Source organism: Pseudomonas donghuensis (assembly GCF_000696345.2).
Lineage (GTDB): Bacteria > Pseudomonadota > Gammaproteobacteria > Pseudomonadales > Pseudomonadaceae > Aquipseudomonas > Aquipseudomonas donghuensis.
This window is the reverse complement of the sequence record NZ_CP071706.1, coordinates 4,044,598-4,059,427: the sequence shown is the minus strand read 5'-3', so window position 1 is coordinate 4,059,427 and position 14,830 is coordinate 4,044,598. Positions and strand designations below refer to the sequence as shown.

General features: G+C 63.2%; 9 protein-coding genes. 3 read left to right on the top strand and 6 right to left on the bottom strand.

Annotated features, from left to right (window positions below; genetic code table 11):
- Nucleotides 1-4: 4 nt before the first annotated feature.
- The 5 genes from BV82_RS18830 to BV82_RS18810 all read right to left on the bottom strand — a co-directional run bounded on the left by BV82_RS18830 (nt 5) and on the right by BV82_RS18810 (nt 4,995).
- The gene (locus BV82_RS18830; RefSeq protein ID WP_010223302.1) at nt 5-964 is read right to left on the bottom strand and encodes an AAA family ATPase; all 960 of its coding nucleotides are present in this window, start codon (nt 962-964) and stop codon (nt 5-7) included.
- 213 nt (nt 965-1,177) lie between these two features.
- A complete protein-coding gene (locus BV82_RS18825; RefSeq protein ID WP_036996443.1) occupies nt 1,178-2,506 on the bottom strand; it encodes an MFS transporter in 1,329 nt (442 codons plus the stop codon).
- Between the two features lie 45 nt (nt 2,507-2,551).
- Nucleotides 2,552-3,745 carry an L-2-hydroxyglutarate oxidase gene (gene lhgO / locus BV82_RS18820; protein ID WP_036996442.1) on the bottom strand — a complete coding sequence of 398 codons (1,194 nt, stop codon included), beginning with the start codon at nt 3,743-3,745 and terminating at the stop codon, nt 2,552-2,554.
- Between the two features lie 110 nt (nt 3,746-3,855).
- On the bottom strand, nt 3,856-4,566 hold the full coding sequence (locus BV82_RS18815) for a FadR/GntR family transcriptional regulator (protein WP_010223305.1): 711 nt from the start codon (nt 4,564-4,566) through the stop codon (nt 3,856-3,858).
- A 75-nt stretch (nt 4,567-4,641) separates the two neighbouring features.
- Complete coding sequence (locus BV82_RS18810; RefSeq protein WP_010223306.1) at nt 4,642-4,995, bottom strand: hypothetical protein; 354 nt, start codon at nt 4,993-4,995, stop codon at nt 4,642-4,644.
- A gap of 347 nt (nt 4,996-5,342) precedes the next feature.
- Between BV82_RS18810 and BV82_RS18805 the strand changes: the two genes are divergently transcribed.
- On the top strand, nt 5,343-10,208 hold the full coding sequence (locus tag BV82_RS18805) for an NAD-glutamate dehydrogenase (RefSeq protein WP_036996440.1): 4,866 nt from the start codon (nt 5,343-5,345) through the stop codon (nt 10,206-10,208).
- A 147-nt stretch (nt 10,209-10,355) separates the two neighbouring features.
- On the opposite strand, the gene ppsR is transcribed toward BV82_RS18805, so the two are convergent.
- Nucleotides 10,356-11,174 carry a posphoenolpyruvate synthetase regulatory kinase/phosphorylase PpsR gene (gene ppsR, locus BV82_RS18800; RefSeq protein WP_036996439.1) on the bottom strand — a complete coding sequence of 273 codons (819 nt, stop codon included), beginning with the start codon at nt 11,172-11,174 and terminating at the stop codon, nt 10,356-10,358.
- 176 nt (nt 11,175-11,350) lie between these two features.
- Between ppsR and ppsA the strand changes: the two genes are divergently transcribed.
- Together ppsA and BV82_RS18790 are read left to right on the top strand one after the other, a co-directional pair.
- Nucleotides 11,351-13,726, top strand: coding sequence for a phosphoenolpyruvate synthase (gene ppsA / locus BV82_RS18795; RefSeq protein WP_010223311.1), 2,376 nt, complete (start codon nt 11,351-11,353; stop codon nt 13,724-13,726).
- Between the two features lie 107 nt (nt 13,727-13,833).
- The gene (locus BV82_RS18790; protein WP_010223312.1) at nt 13,834-14,823 is read left to right on the top strand and encodes an alpha/beta fold hydrolase; all 990 of its coding nucleotides are present in this window, start codon (nt 13,834-13,836) and stop codon (nt 14,821-14,823) included.
- Nucleotides 14,824-14,830 lie beyond the last annotated feature (7 nt).

The following is a 14,830-nucleotide window of genomic DNA, read 5'->3' as shown; positions in this document are numbered from 1 at the left end:
GGGCTCAGGCGACGGCGACGACGTCGAGGATGCGCTGGATCACCCGGTCCTGGTCAATCCCGGCGGCCTCGGCCTCGAAGGACAGAATGATGCGGTGGCGCAGTACGTCGAACAGCACCGCCTGGATGTCTTCGGGGCTGACGAAGTCGCGCCCGGCAAGCCAGGCATGGGCCCGCGCGCAGCGGTCCAGGGCAATCGAGCCCCGCGGGCTGGCGCCGTAGGCGATCCAGTCGGCCAGTTCCAGGTCGTACTTGGCCGCAGTGCGGGTGGCCATGACCAGCTGCACCAGGTATTCCTCCACCGCATCGGCCATGTACAGGCCGAGGATTTCCTTGCGCGCGGCAAAGATCGCTTGCTGGCTGACCCGGCGCTCCGGCTTGGTCTCGCCATTGAGCGCTTCGCCACGGGCCTGCTGGAGGATGCGCCGCTCGACGGCGGCATCCGGGAAGCCGATCTTGACGTGCATGAGGAAGCGGTCGAGCTGGGCTTCGGGCAGCGGGTAGGTGCCTTCCTGTTCGATCGGGTTCTGCGTGGCCATCACCAGGAACAGCGGCGACAGCTCGTAGGTACTGCGCCCGACACTGACCTGGCGCTCGGCCATGGCTTCAAGCAGCGCCGATTGGACCTTGGCCGGGGCGCGGTTGATTTCGTCGGCCAGTACCAGGTTGTGAAAGATCGGCCCTTGCTGGAACACGAAGCTGCCGGTTTCCGGGCGATAGATCTCGGTGCCGGTGATGTCGGCAGGGAGCAGGTCGGGGGTGAACTGGATACGATGGAACTCGGCTTCGACACCTTCGGCCAGTTCCTTGATGGCCTTGGTCTTGGCCAGGCCCGGGGCGCCCTCTACCAGCATGTGGCCGTCGGCGAGGAGGACGATGAGCAAGCGCTCGACGAGTTTTTCCTGGCCCAGGATCTGGGTTGAAAGAAAGGTGCGCAGCGCGATCAGCGCCTCACGGTGTTCCATCGTTGAAGGTTCCTGGAAATAAGCCAGGGCGTGCGGCGTAAAAGCGCCCGGGCGGGGGCTGATACTTTAATCCATCCGGAGGGCTGGCGACTAACGGCAGCAGGGAAATTTGTTCAAATCGCAAAGTCAGGGGCTGCTGCGCAGCCCATCGTCGGCAACGCCAACTCCCACAGGGATCGCGCTGACCCAGTGGGAGCTGGCCTTGCCGGACACTCAGTTCTTGAAGCTGGAATGCTTGCGCCCCTGGTCACACAGGGCAAACACCACCACCAATACCGCCGCTACCACCAGGATCAGCGCCACGCCATCGGTGGAGTGAGTGGCCGAATTGGCCACCAGCGCCAGGCCACCCAGCGGTGCCAGGCCGCCCGCCACCGCCGTGCCGATCTCGCGCCCGGTGCCAAAGCCCGAAGAGCGGGTCTGGGTCGGGAACTGGCGGCTGAGGAACGAACCCTGCGGGGCAAACATCATCGGCGCGAGGATGCCGGTGCCGATGGCAATCGCCAGGTAGATCATCATCGGCTCGCCGGTGTTGAGCAGGCTCAGGAACGGGTAGGCGAACAGCACCGAGAACATCCCGCCGAGCATCAGCACGGTCTTGCTGCTCCATTTGTCGCACAGCCAGCCGAAGAACGGCACGGCAATGATGGCCACCAGGCTGGCGATGGTCACCGACAGCGAGGTGACATGGGCTTCGACGCCCTTGTACTGGGTCAGGTAGGCCAGCGAGAAGGTCTTGAAGATGTAGCTCAGGGCGTTGTAGCCGATGGCCACGAAGAACACCACGGCCAGGCCTTTGAGGTCATTCCTGAACAGCAGCTTGAGCGGCGATTCCTGGTTTTTGGCCGGGGTTTTGTCGAGCTCTTTGAAGTCCGGGGTTTCCGGGATGCTTTTACGCACCCAGAGGCCGACACCGACCAGCACGATGCTGCAGATGAACGGGATGCGCCAGCCACCGGAAAGCAGGAACTCGTTGCCGTTCATGGTCAGCAGGTAGACGGTCAGCGACGACAGCAGCAGGCCCAGGTTCAGCCCCAGTGCCGGCCAGGCGCCCTGGCTGCCACGCTTGCCTTCGCTGGCGTGCTCGTAGGAGGTCACTGCCGCGCCAGACAGCTCGGCGCCGGCGCCCAGGCCCTGGATGATGCGCACCAGCACGAGGATGATCGGTGCCCAGATGCCGATCGAGGCGTAGCTTGGGATCAAGCCGATCAGGGTGGTGCACACGCCCATCATGCAGAAGGTGATGACCAGCACCTGCTTGCGCCCGAAGCGGTCGCCCAGGTAGCCGAACAGCACACCGCCGAAGGGGCGGGCGATAAAGCCGATGGCAAAGGTTGAAAACGCCAGCAGCGACGCCACCGCCGGGTTGCTCGGGTCGAAGAAGATCTTCGAGAAGACGATCGCCGCCATGGTCGCGTACAGGTAGAAATCGTACCACTCCAGCATCGAGCCGAAGATGGTCGCGGCGGCGACCTTGCGCAGGCGCTTGCGTTTTTGTTCCGGGGTTTCGGTCGCGGCCGCAGCCGCCTCATGTACCGACATCTGAGGTTTCCTTTTTTGTCTTTGTAGTTAGGTGTGCAGCAGGGTTCAGCGGGCGTTGAAGATCCTTTCGGCGATCATCTGGCCGATCGGGATGGCCGAGGTGGCCGCCGGTGACGGGGCATTGCAGACGTGCACCATGCGGGGGGTCTCGGCGAACAGGAAGTCGTGCACCAGGGTGCCGTCGCGCATCACCGCCTGGGCGCGGATGCCGGCTTCATAGGGCTGCAGGTCTTCGACATTCAGCGATGGGCAGTACTTGCGGCACTGCTCCAGGTAGCCGCTTTTGAACAACGAGTTTTTCATCTCGGCGGTGCCGGAACCGAGGTTGTTCCAGAGGGTTTTCCAGAACCCCGGAAAGCGTGCGTACTCGGCCACGTCGCGCCAGTTCACCGAGAACTTGCGGTAGTTCTCCCGGCCAAGGCCGAGCACGGCGTTGGGCCCGACGGTAACGCTGCCGTCGATCATCCGCGTCAGGTGCACGCCGAGAAACGGCAGCTCCGGGTCGGGGATCGGGTAGATCAGGTGGTTGACGATGTCGTTCTTGGCCGCTGGCAGGCGGAAGTATTCGCCGCGGAAGGGGATGATCTGGTGGTCGATTTTGACCCCGGCCAGGGTGGCCAGGCGGTCGGATTGCAGGCCGGCGCAGGCGACCAGCTGGCGCGCGCTCCAGACCTTGTCGTCGCTGCTGATGGTGACCTTGTCGGCGGTTTCGACGATGGCCCGCACGGTGGTCTGCAGCTGCACTTCGCCGCCGAATCTCTGGATCACCCGGGCCATGGCTTCGCAGACCTGCGTGTAGTCGACGATGCCGGTGGCATCGAGGAACAGGCCGCCGAGGCCGATAATGTTCGGCTCGCGCCGTTGCAGCTCTTTGGCATCCAGCTGCTCGACCTTCAGGCCGTTCTGTTGCGAGCGCTGGTACAGGGCGTGCATGCGCTCGACTTCCAGCGGCGTGGAGGCCACCAGCAACTTGCCGCAGACCTCGAACTTGATCTGGTGCTCGGTGCAAAAGTCCTTGGTGGCCTGGGCGCCGCGCTTGCACAGGTCGGCCTTGAGGCTGCCCGGGGCGTAGTAGATGCCCGCGTGGATCACGCCGCTGTTATGCCCGGTCTGGTGCTTGGCCAGGCTGCTTTCCTTTTCCAGGATCAGCAACGAAGCGCCCGGTTGGCGTTCCAGCAGCGCCATGGCGGTGGCAAGGCCGACGATGCCGCCGCCGATGATGCAGTAGTCGTAGATCATGCAGGTGTCACCTTGGTTTGTTCTTATCAGAGAGTCTGCTTATCAGGTTGTCAGACTAAGTAGGTCAAACAAAAGGGCGCTATCTATCGGCGCCCGTTAAATACGCGGGTTCAGTCGATGCTCGGCAGGTCCAGTTTCAGGCGCTTGGCCGACGCCCGCAGGTGCGCTTCGGCGCAAGCTGCAGCACCAGCCCGGTCGCCATCGGCGATGGCCTGGTACAGCGCCTGGTGCTCACGATGGGCATCGGCCGAGCCGCCCACCGAATGCGCCGCGGAGTTTTCCCAGGCAGTACGGCGGGCAGCGGCCAGCTGGCCACGGAGAAAATCATGGAAGGCGACGAAGTAATCGTTCTTGCTGGCTTCGGCGATGGCGCGGTGGAACTCGACATCAGCCGCGGCGGCCACGGCAAAGTCGCTGCGCTTGTCGAGCATTTCCTGCAGGGCCTTGCTCATGCGCGCAAGGTCGGCGGCATCGCGGCGCTGGGCAGCCACCGAGGCGGCCTGGGTCTCGATCCACAGGCGCACTTCGAACATTTGCACCAGGTCCGGGCTGCGGCCTTGCGCAGAAGGAAAGCGGAATACCGTGCCGGTCGGGGTTTGCGAGATGTACGAACCCAGGCCACGGCGGGCGATCAGCACCCCGTCAGCCTTGAGCTGAGCCACGGCCTCACGCACCACCGAGCGGCTGACGTTCAATTGCTCGGCCAGTTGCTGTTCGGTGGGCAGGCGCGATTCGGCCGCCAGGCGACCGGAATCGATTTCGGCACGGATGGCGCCGACAACCCGTTCGACCAGGGTATCGGGGCGCTGAAGCTCAAGCATGAAGGGTGGCTCATTAATCAGGTTGTCAGACAATGCCTCTTGCGGCGGTTCCTTGTCAAGAAACCGCGTGGGCGATTACAGCTCGCTGACGTAGGTGCCGGTGCCCTTGAGGATGTTCTGCAGGGTTTCTTCGACCTCGGCAAGGTCGGTGCCGTCGGAGGTCAGGGTAATCTCCAGGTGATCGTCGCCTTTGAACACATCGGCATCGCCTGGCGCCACCTCGATCAGCAAACGCTTGGCGCTGAGGCTGACCTTGAGGCCGTCGAGGGTGCTTGGCTCGTCATCCAGGGTGATGTCCACCGTGTCTTCGTCCGGATAGCGGGTCATGAGAAACATCTGGCCCTTGTCGCTGTGGCAGCACAGGGTGGCCATGTTGTCCTCTTCATCATCGCAGGGGGTGGCGAAGAGCAGGGCGGTTTTCAGTTGCATGAGCGGCTCGATCAGTAAGTTGAAAGAGGATTCTGCCAGTCTTCGGCCGGTGGATAAACGTGCGGTTGCACCTCAATGACCGAATATGTCGCAGCATCGCAAGCAGGGGCGGGCGGGCACTCGTTAAGCTGCGCTGTCGATGGACACCCGTAAAGACACAGCCCGTCTGGCAGTCGTTTTTGCAGATGCCCATCCGTGGAGCGGGAAGATGTGACTTGCAGGTCACATCGAGCGCCTGTTTCTATGGTTTTACCGTCCTCCTGCTACGGGTTGGCTATCGTTGATCCGTAAACGGCGGACGCGCGCGACGCTTCACTCAATAATAAAGCCCAAGCGGAGTACCACAGATGGCGTTTTTCACCGCAGCCAGCAAAGCCGACTTCCAGCATCAACTGCAAGCGGCCCTGGCGCAGCACATCAGCGAACAGGCACTGCCACAAGTGGCGCTGTTCGCCGAACAGTTCTTCGGCATCATCTCTCTGGACGAACTTACCCAGCGCCGTATGTCGGACCTGGCCGGTTGCACCCTCTCTGCCTGGCGCATCATCGAGCGTTTCGATCACACCCAGCCTCAGGTTCGCGTCTACAACCCCGATTACGAGCGCCATGGCTGGCAGTCGACCCACACGGCGGTCGAAGTCCTGCACCATGACCTGCCATTTCTGGTCGACTCGGTCCGCACCGAGCTCAACCGCCGCGGCTACAGCATCCACACCCTGCAGACCACTGTCCTGAGCGTGCGTCGCGGGCCGAAGGGCGAGCTGCTGGAAATCCTGCCCAAGGGCACCCAGGGCGAAGGCGTACTGCAAGAGTCGCTGATGTACCTGGAGATCGACCGCTGCGCCAACACCGCCGAACTCAACCTGCTGACCCGCGAGCTTGAGCAGGTGCTGGCTGAAGTGCGCGTCGCCGTTGCCGATTTCGAGCCGATGAAAGCCAAGCTGCGCGAGGTCGTGGCGCTGGTTGAACAAACCGCCTACGCCCCGGCACAAAATGAAAAGGCCGAGGTCAAGGCGTTCCTCGAGTGGCTGCTGGGCAACCACTTCACCTTCCTCGGCTACGAAGAATTCGTCGTCCATGGCGACGCCCAGGGCGGCCAGCTGCAATACGACGAGCAGTCGTTCCTCGGCCTGACCCGCATGCTGCGCGCCGGCCTCACCGCTGAAGACCTGCGCATCGAAGACTACGCCGTCAACTACCTGCAAGAGCCGCTGCTGCTGTCTTTCGCCAAGGCCGCGCACCCAAGCCGCGTGCACCGTCCGGCTTACCCGGACTACGTGTCGATCCGCCAGCTGGACGCCGACGGCAAGGTCATCAAGGAATGCCGCTTCATGGGCCTGTACACCTCCTCGGTGTACGGCGAAAGCGTACGCGCGATCCCGTACATCCGCGGCAAGGTCGCCGAAGTCGAGCGCCGCTCGCACTTCGACCCCAAGGCGCACCTGGGCAAGGAACTGGCCCAGGTTCTCGAAGTGCTGCCCCGTGACGACCTGTTCCAGACCCCGGTCGACGAGCTGTTCAGCACCGTCATGTCGATCGTGCAGATCCAGGAGCGCAACAAGATTCGCGTGTTCCTGCGCAAGGACCCGTACGGGCGCTTCTGCTACTGCCTGGCCTACGTGCCGCGCGACATCTACTCCACCGAAGTGCGGCAGAAGATCCAGCATGTGCTGATGGAGCGCCTCAAGGCCAGCGACTGCGAGTTCTGGACCTTCTTCTCCGAGTCGGTCCTGGCCCGCGTCCAGCTGATCCTGCGTGTCGACCCGAAAAACCGCATCGACATCGACCCGCAGCAACTGGAAAACGAAGTGATCCAGGCCTGCCGTTCGTGGCAGGACGACTACGCCAGCCTGACCGTCGAAAGCTTCGGCGAAGCCCAGGGCACCAACGTCCTGGCCGACTTCCCGAAAGGCTTCCCGGCCGGTTACCGCGAGCGTTTCGCCGCCCATTCGGCAGTGGTCGACATGCAGCACCTGCTGACCCTGTCCGAGCGCAAGCCGCTGGTGATGAGCTTCTACCAGCCGCTGACCCAGGCGGGCAAACAGCAACTGCACTGCAAGCTGTACCACGCCGATACGCCGCTGGCGCTGTCGGACGTGCTGCCCATCCTGGAAAACCTCGGCCTGCGCGTGCTCGGCGAGTTCCCGTACCGTCTGCGCCATGCCAATGGCCGCGAGTACTGGATTCATGACTTTGCCTTCACCGCCGCCGAAGGCCTGAACCTCGACATCCAGCAGCTCAACGACACCCTGCAGGATGCGTTCGTGCACATCGTCAATGGCGATGCCGAGAACGACGCCTTCAACCGCCTGGTACTGACCGCCGGCCTGCCGTGGCGCGACGTGGCGCTGCTGCGTGCCTACGCCCGTTACCTCAAGCAGATCCGCCTGGGCTTCGACCTGGGTTACATCGCCAGCACCCTGAACAACCACACCGACATCGCCCGCGAGCTGACCCGGCTGTTCAAGACCCGCTTCTACCTGGCGCGCAAGCTCACCAGCGACGACCTCGACGACAAGCAGCAGCGTCTGGAACAGGCCATCCTGACTGCCCTGGACGACGTTCAGGTGCTCAACGAAGACCGCATCCTGCGTCGCTACCTGGACCTGATCAAGGCCACCCTGCGCACCAACTTCTACCAGACCGATGACCAGGGTCATAACAAGTCGTACTTCAGCTTCAAGTTCAACCCCAAGCTGATCCCCGAGCTGCCCAAGCCGGTGCCGAAGTTCGAAATCTTCGTCTACTCGCCACGGGTCGAGGGTGTGCACCTGCGCTTTGGCAACGTCGCCCGCGGCGGCCTGCGCTGGTCGGACCGCGAGGAAGACTTCCGTACCGAAGTGCTGGGCCTGGTAAAAGCCCAGCAGGTGAAGAACTCGGTGATCGTGCCGGTCGGCGCCAAGGGCGGTTTCCTGCCTCGCCGCCTGCCGCTGGGCGGCAGCCGCGATGATATCCAGGCCGAAGGCATCGCCTGCTACCGGATCTTCATCTCCGGCCTGCTGGACATCACCGACAACCTCAAGGACGGCGCCCTGGTGCCGCCGGCCAACGTCGTGCGTCATGACGACGATGACCCGTACCTGGTGGTGGCCGCCGACAAAGGCACCGCGACTTTCTCCGACATCGCCAACGGCATTGCCATCGACTACGGCTTCTGGCTGGGCGATGCGTTCGCCTCCGGTGGTTCGGCCGGTTACGACCACAAGAAGATGGGCATTACCGCCCGTGGCGCCTGGGTCGGCGTGCAGCGGCACTTCCGCGAGCGCGGCATCAATGTCCAGGAAGACCCGATCACCGTGGTCGGTGTTGGCGACATGGCCGGTGACGTGTTCGGCAACGGCCTGCTGATGTCCAACACGCTGCAACTGGTGGCGGCGTTCAACCACCTGCACATCTTCATCGACCCGAACCCGGAGCCTGCCAGCAGCTTTGCCGAGCGCCAGCGCCTGTTCGATCTGCCGCGTTCGGCCTGGAGCGACTACGACACCAGCATCATGTCCGAAGGCGGCGGGATCTTCCCGCGCAGCGCGAAAAGCATCGCGATCACCCCGCAGATGAAAGAGCGCTTCGCCATCGAAGCCGACAAGCTGACCCCGACCGAGCTGCTCAACGCGCTGCTCAAGGCGCCGGTCGACCTGCTGTGGAACGGCGGTATCGGTACCTACGTCAAGTCCAGTGAAGAAACCCACGCCGACGTCGGCGACAAGGCCAACGACGCCCTGCGCGTGGACGGCAACGAGCTGCGTTGCAAGGTGGTGGGCGAGGGCGGCAACCTCGGCATGACCCAGTTGGGCCGGGTCGAGTTCGGCTTGAACGGCGGTGCGACCAACACCGACTTCATCGACAACGCCGGTGGTGTGGACTGCTCCGACCACGAGGTCAATATCAAGATCCTGCTCAACGAAGTGGTGCAGGCCGGCGACATGACCGAGAAGCAGCGCAACCAGCTGCTGGGCAGCATGACCGACGAAGTGGCCGGCCTGGTGCTGGGCAACAACTACAAGCAGACCCAGGCATTGTCGCTGGCTGCACGTCGGGCCAAGGAGCGCATCGCCGAATACAAGCGCCTGATGGCCGATCTTGAGGGCCGCGGCAAGCTGGACCGTGCCATCGAGTTCCTGCCGACCGAAGAGCAACTGACCGAGCGCCTGGCGGCCGGCCAGGGCCTGACCCGTGCCGAACTGTCGGTGTTGATCTCCTACAGCAAGATCGACCTCAAGGAGCAACTGCTCAAGTCGCTGGTGCCGGATGACGACTACCTGACCCGCGACATGGAAACCGCGTTCCCGCCGTCGCTGGTGAGCAAGTTTGCCGAGGCCATGCGCCGCCATCGCCTGAAGCGCGAGATCGTCAGCACCCAGATCGCCAACGATCTGGTCAACAACATGGGCATCACCTTCGTTCAGCGTCTGAAAGAGTCCACCGGCATGAGCCCGGCGAATGTCGCCGGTGCCTATGTGATCGTGCGTGACATCTTCCACCTGCCGCACTGGTTCCGTCAGATCGAGGCCCTGGATTATCAGGTCCCGGCGGAAATCCAGCTGACCCTGATGGACGAGCTGATGCGCCTGGGCCGCCGCGCGACCCGTTGGTTCCTGCGTAGCCGTCGCAACGAGCAGGATGCTGGTCGTGACGTGGCGCACTTCGGGCCGAAGATCGCCGCACTGGGCCTGAAGCTCGACGAACTGCTCGAAGGGCCGACCCGCGAGCGCTGGATGACCCGTTACCAGGGCTTCGTCGACGCCGGCGTGCCGGAGCTGCTGGCGCGCATGGTGGCCGGTACCACGCACCTGTACACCCTGTTGCCGATCATCGAAGCGTCCGACGTCACCGGCCAGGACCCGGCCGAAGTGGCCAAGGCCTTCTTCGCCGTTGGCAGTGCCCTGGACCTGACCTGGTACCTGCAGGAAATCAGCAACCTGCCGGTGGAAAACAACTGGCAGGCCCTGGCCCGCGAAGCCTTCCGCGATGATATCGACCTGCAGCAGCGGGCGATCACCATCTCGGTGCTGCAGATGGACGATGCGCCGGAGGACATGGACGCCCGCGTGGCCCTGTGGCTGAACCAGCACCGGGTCATGGTCGAGCGCTGGCGTGCCATGCTCGACGAGCTGCGCGCGGCGACCGGTACCGACTACGCCATGTACGCGGTGGCCAACCGCGAGCTGGTGGACCTGGCCTTGAGTGGCCAGGCAACGGTGATGCCGTCCTGAGCGTGAGCTGAAATGAAAAAGCCCCGGCATTTGCCGGGGCTTTTTTTGTGCCTGTCCCGGCCTCATCGCGGGTCAAGCCCGCTCCCACAGGGTGGATCGTGCTGTACCTGTGGGAGCGGGCTTGACCCGCGATGAGGCCGGAGAATTTTATTTGAACCTTCGCTCTACACCTTTCTCGACCAGAATCTTCGCCGCAATCTCTTCCACGGAGAAATGCGTGGAGTTGATGTGCGCAATGTTCTCGCGGCGGAACAGGTTCTCCACTTCACGTACCTCGAACTCGCACTGGGCAAAGCTTGCGTAGCGGCTGTTGGGCTTGCGCTCGTGGCGGATGGCGGTCAGGCGGTCGGGGTCGATGGTCAGGCCGAACAGCTTGTGCTGGTGGTTCTTCAGGGCCTGGGGCAGTTGCAGGCGCTCCATGTCGTCTTCGGTCAACGGGTAGTTGGCCGCACGGATACCGAATTGCATGGCCATGTACAGGCAGGTCGGGGTCTTGCCGCAACGCGACACGCCGACCAGGATCAGGTCGGCCTTGTCGTAGTAGTGGGTGCGCGCGCCGTCGTCGTTGTCGAGGGCGAAGTTGACCGCCTCGATGCGTTCCATATAGTTGGAGTTGCCGCCGATCGAGTGGGATTTGCCCACCGAATACGAGGAATGGGCAGTCAGCTCCTGTTCCAGCGGGGCCAGGAAGGTCGAGAAAATGTCGATCATGAAACCGTTGGAGGTGGCCAGCACCTCGCGGATATCCTGGTTGACGATGGTGTCGAAGATGATCGGACGGACGCCGTCCTTTTCAGCGGCGCTATTGATTTGTTGTACCATCGCACGCGCTTTTTCTACGCTGTCGATGTACGGACGCGTGAATTTATTGAACGGAATGGTATCGAACTGCGCTAGAAGACTTTGTCCCAGCGTCTCGGCGGTAATGCCGGTGCCATCGGAGATAAAGAAAGCAGATCGTTTCATTTGCGCCTTGGGCCTTAAGCTGGTGACGAATCTTGGATATGATAGGTTCGGTTTACCGAACACTGCGTTCGGCATTCTCACTTATTTTCCAGGTCCAGGCCACAAGCGCCCGGCCAAGCCAGAGCTGGCAGGCGGGCGACCTGAGCTTTTCCAACACAGTTAGTGGAGAGATCACCTTGGTAGAGTACGTAGTTTCCCTCGATAAGCTCGGCGTCCATGATGTAGAGCATGTGGGGGGCAAGAACGCATCCCTCGGCGAGATGATCAGTAACCTCGCGGGCGCCGGTGTCTCGGTCCCCGGCGGCTTTGCCACTACGGCTCAGGCGTATCGTGACTTTCTCGAGCAGAGCGGCCTGAACGCACAGATCCACGCCGCCCTCGATGCGCTGGACGTTGACGACGTCAACGCTCTGGCCAAGACCGGTGCGCAGATTCGTCAGTGGATCATGGAAGCCGAGTTCCCCGAGCGCCTGAACGCCGAAATCCGCAGCGCCTTCGCCGAAATGTCCCAGGGCAACCCGAACATGGCCGTGGCCGTGCGCTCTTCGGCCACCGCCGAAGACCTGCCGGACGCCTCGTTCGCCGGCCAGCAGGAAACCTTCCTGAACATCCGCGGCGTCGACAACGTCATCCGCGCCGCCAAGGAAGTATTCGCCTCGCTGTTCAACGACCGTGCCATTTCCTACCGCGTACACCAGGGCTTCGACCACAAGCTGGTGGCCCTGTCGGCCGGCGTGCAGCGCATGGTCCGCTCCGAAACCGGCACCGCCGGCGTGATGTTCACCCTCGACACCGAGTCGGGCTTTCGTGACGTGGTGTTCATCACCGGCGCCTACGGCCTGGGTGAAACCGTCGTGCAGGGTGCGGTCAACCCCGACGAATTCTACGTGCACAAGGGCACCCTGGAAGCCGGCCGCCCGGCGATCCTGCGCCGCAACCTGGGCAGCAAGGCGATCAAGATGGTCTACGGCGAAGAGGCCAAGGCCGGTCGCTCGGTCAAGACCGTCGATGTCGACAAGGCCGACCGCACCCGTTTCTGCCTGACCGACGCCGAAGTCAGCGAGCTGGCCAAGCAGGCGATGATCATCGAGAAGCACTACAAGTGCCCGATGGACATCGAATGGGCCAAAGATGGTGACGATGGCAAGCTGTACATCGTTCAGGCCCGCCCTGAAACCGTGAAGAGCCGCGCCCAGGCCAACGTCATGGAACGTTACCTGCTGAAAGAAACCGGCACCGTGCTGGTCGAAGGCCGGGCCATTGGCCAGCGCATCGGCGCCGGCAAGGTGCGGATCATCAAGGACGTCTCGGAGATGGACAAGGTCCAGCCCGGCGACGTACTGGTTTCGGACATGACCGACCCGGACTGGGAACCGGTGATGAAGCGCGCCAGCGCCATCGTTACCAACCGTGGCGGGCGTACCTGCCACGCGGCGATCATCGCCCGTGAACTGGGTATTCCGGCGGTGGTCGGTTGCGGCAACGCCACCCAGCTGCTCAAGGATGGCCAGGGCGTGACCGTGTCCTGCGCCGAAGGCGACACCGGCTTGATCTTCGAAGGCGAGCTGGGCTTCGACGTGCGCAAGAACTCCGTCGACGCCATGCCGGAGCTGCCGTTCAAGATCATGATGAACGTCGGTAACCCGGACCGCGCCTTTGACTTTGCCCAGCTGCCCAACGCCGGTGTCGGCCTGGCGCGCCTGGAATTCATCATCAACCGCATGATCGGCGTGCACCCCAAGGCGCTGCTCAACTACGCCGGCCTGCCCGCCGAGCTGAAAGAGAGCGTCGACAAGCGCATTGCCGGTTACAACGATCCGGTCGGCTTCTACGTCGAGAAACTGGTCGAAGGCATCAGCACCCTGGCTGCGGCGTTCTGGCCGAAGAAGGTCATCGTGCGTCTGTCGGACTTCAAGTCCAACGAATACGCCAACCTGATCGGCGGCAAGCTCTACGAGCCGGAAGAAGAAAACCCGATGCTGGGCTTCCGCGGTGCTTCGCGCTACATCAGCGAAACCTTCCGTGACTGCTTCGAGCTCGAGTGCCGCGCCCTCAAGCGCGTACGCAACGAGATGGGCCTGACCAACGTCGAGATCATGGTGCCGTTCGTGCGGACCCTGGGCGAGGCCAGCCAGGTCGTCGACCTGCTCGCCGAAAACGGCCTGGCCCGTGGCGACAACGGCCTGCGCGTGATCATGATGTGCGAACTGCCGTCCAACGCCATCCTCGCCGAAGAGTTCCTCGAGTTCTTCGACGGTTTCTCGATCGGTTCCAACGACCTGACCCAGCTGACCCTGGGCCTGGACCGCGACTCGGGGATCATCGCGCACCTGTTCGATGAGCGAAATCCTGCGGTGAAGAAGCTGCTGGCCAACGCCATCCAGGCCTGTAACAAGGCGGGCAAGTACATCGGCATCTGCGGCCAGGGCCCATCCGATCACCCGGACCTGGCCAAGTGGCTGATGGAACAGGGCATCGAAAGCGTCTCGCTGAACCCGGACTCGGTCCTTGAGACCTGGTTCTTCCTGGCTGAAGGCCAGGCCGCGAACTGATGCGCTGAACCGGAACCTTCACCTGGCCGTTACGCCGGTGAAGGTTCCGATCGTATTCCAGGGCGTGTTCCAGTGATGGACCTCGCCCTTTTTTGTGCAAGAACCCTATGCAAAGCAGCAGTACCCTTTTTCCCGTGGCCTTGCTCAGTGCCGAGCGCCGTGGCGACCTGAGCGAGGACGTGTACCGGATCAAAGCCGGTAACAGCCCGGATCGCACCGTGGAGTTGGCGCTCACCCGTCTGGGCATGGCCGATCAAGCCGAGGTGCGTGGCACCCCGGTGGTTTTGCTGCATGGCAGCTTTTCCAACCGGCGCTTCTGGTTTTCGCCCCGGGGCATTGGCCTGGGCGCATACCTGGCGCGCGCCGGTTTCGATGTGTGGATCCCGGAGATGCGCGGCCACGGGCTGTCGCCGCGCAACCATGACTACCGGCACAACCGCGTGGCCGACTACGCCCGTTACGACCTGCCGGTGATTGCTGCCTTTGTCTGTGAGCAGGCCGGCCAGCCGGCACACTGGATCGGTCATTCCCTCGGTGGCACGACCCTGGCGGCAGCGCTGGGCGGCGAGTACCTGGGGCCTGAGCAGGTGGCCAGCGTGGCGTTTTTCGGCACCCAGGTCAGCCGCACCTATTGGCCGTTGAAATTGCCGCCGGTGGAGTGGGGCGGGCGGCTGCTGCTCAAGCGCTTTGCGCAGATTTCCGGCTCGCGGCTCAAGCGTGGGCCGGAAGACGAGCCCATTGGCCTGGCCCTGGAGAGCCTGCGCTGGTTCGGTCTGTTTGGTCGCTTTGGCGACAAGGACCGTGACTGGTGGGCGGGGCTTGCCGGGGTCGAGGTGCCGGTGCTGGCGGTGGCCGGCGCGGGGGATCACCAGGACCCGGTGTGGGCCTGCCGCAAGCTGTTCGAGCAGCTGGGCAGTGAGCACAAGCAGTTTGTTCGCCTGGGGCGCGAAGAGGGCTTCGACAATTTCGGGCATGTCGACATGCTGGTCAGCAAGCCGGCGCAGGCGCAGGTCTGGCCTTTGGTCGAGCGCTGGTTGCAGGATCCGCGGGCAGCTTTGCTGCCGGAGACGGCACAGGGCATTTCGCCGGCAGGCTGATCCCGTT